We start from the raw sequence: 1,574 nt of genomic DNA, 5'->3' as shown, positions 1-1,574 counted from the left end.
TTTTATCCTTATCAAAAAATTTTGAATTGTAGTTAGTTAAAGATATCATCAAGGTTCGCTTATTGAAAGGAACTTTACCGAATCTATCAACAAGTGATTTATTCTGTTTTACTGATATCATAGTACCGTTATCATCAAAAATATAGTATTTTTTTATCCCTAAGAAATTTAAGCATTGAAAGATAATTATAAATATAAAGTTTATGATGATAGCCATTGCAAGATTTGTTATATACGCAATTTTATCCATCAAAGTTTTACTATCAAGTTTTGCAGTTCCTCCAAAACATGGAAAGTATGAATAAGTTATCTTTGTATGCTCCGTAAGCTGGATTTTTAGAACCTTTAAATTCCCCGCTAAATCCACATAGTCGCATTCTATTATTTTCTCAAAAATTCTAATTTGTAAGTCATTTACCAGCATACCTTTTAGCATTGCAAAATCTCCAAGAATCGTTTTGAAAAATATAAATATGCAAAGAGCTAGCTCGCCTTTTCTAAAACTACTACTAAAGAAACTTTCAATAGGAAAAATAGATCTAATGGCGAATACTAATGCGAATATCAGGAAAAAAATTGCTACTGTTAATCTACTTTTTAGCAAATAGTCGTTCTTTATCACTATCGGCTCTTTGTCGTAATCTCGCATAGAATTTCCCCATTTTTATAAAAAGATATTTTGGCGTATTTTACCGCCTTATTCTTATGGTGCATTTAAAATTTAAAATCGCTTTGCCCTACCCAATTTTAGGGTCTTTTGCCGCTCTAAATTTTAAAATTTCAAGCAAGCAAAGGGCGAGTAGAATTCTAAAATTTTAAAATTATAAAATCCCATCCTACTTCGTTTTCTTTGCGCTGTCTTTACTGGTCGTTGCGTTGGCATCGATGTAGCCCATCTGGACGAGTTTTTCGTAGATTTGCATTATCACGGGACCTGCCGCGCTTCCGCCGCCGCCGCCGTGTTCAACTAGCACGGTTACGGCGTATTGCGGCTTGTCATACGGCCCGAAGCTCGTCATCCAGGCGTGCGAGCGGTGGAAGTAGTCCATATCGGCCTCTTTCATTCGCTTTTTGGCAGTCTGCGAGATGCCTACGACCTGCGCGGTACCCGTCTTGACCGCTAGAGGCACTACCGCGGTATGGATGAGCTTGTAGGCGGTGCCTCCGTCGGGGTTGTTGCCGACCTCATACATACCGCGCCGCACGAGGGGCAGCTGCGCCTTTTCTTTCGGCGTAAAAAGCTCGGCGGGGGCAAATTCCACCGGCTTACCGTCGATGCTTTTTAAAAAATGCGGCGTGATAGCCTTGCCCGCGGCGATCTGAGCGGTGTTTTTAGCCACCTGCATAGGGGTGACGAGCACGTCGCCCTGGCCGATCGAAGCATTGACCGTCTCGCCCTGATACCACGCGCGCTTAAATTTCTGCATTTTCCAGGCCTTATTAGGCATCGTGCCTACAAACTCATTAGGCAGATCGACGCCCGTTTTGCTACCGAAACCCAGACGCTGCAGATACGCGGACATATAGTCGATCCCCACCAGCAGCGAGCCTTCATAAAAATACACGTCGCAGCT

Annotated in this window: 2 protein-coding genes; both read right to left on the bottom strand. The window is 42.2% G+C overall.

What is annotated here, in order from left to right; translation table 11 throughout:
* Window positions 1-622 (bottom strand): hypothetical protein (locus Q0257_RS03190; protein ID WP_298021455.1); only part of this gene is annotated, 622 nt, incomplete at its 3' end.
* A gap of 214 nt (window positions 623-836) precedes the next feature.
* On the bottom strand, window positions 837-1,574 hold a 738-nt coding region (locus tag Q0257_RS03185), incomplete at its 5' end, for a penicillin-binding transpeptidase domain-containing protein (RefSeq protein WP_298021453.1).

The organism is uncultured Campylobacter sp. (assembly GCF_938018035.1).
Taxonomy (GTDB): Bacteria; Campylobacterota; Campylobacteria; order Campylobacterales; family Campylobacteraceae; genus Campylobacter_B.
The sequence above is the reverse complement of the archived record's forward strand: the minus strand, read 5'-3'. Positions and strand labels throughout refer to the sequence as shown.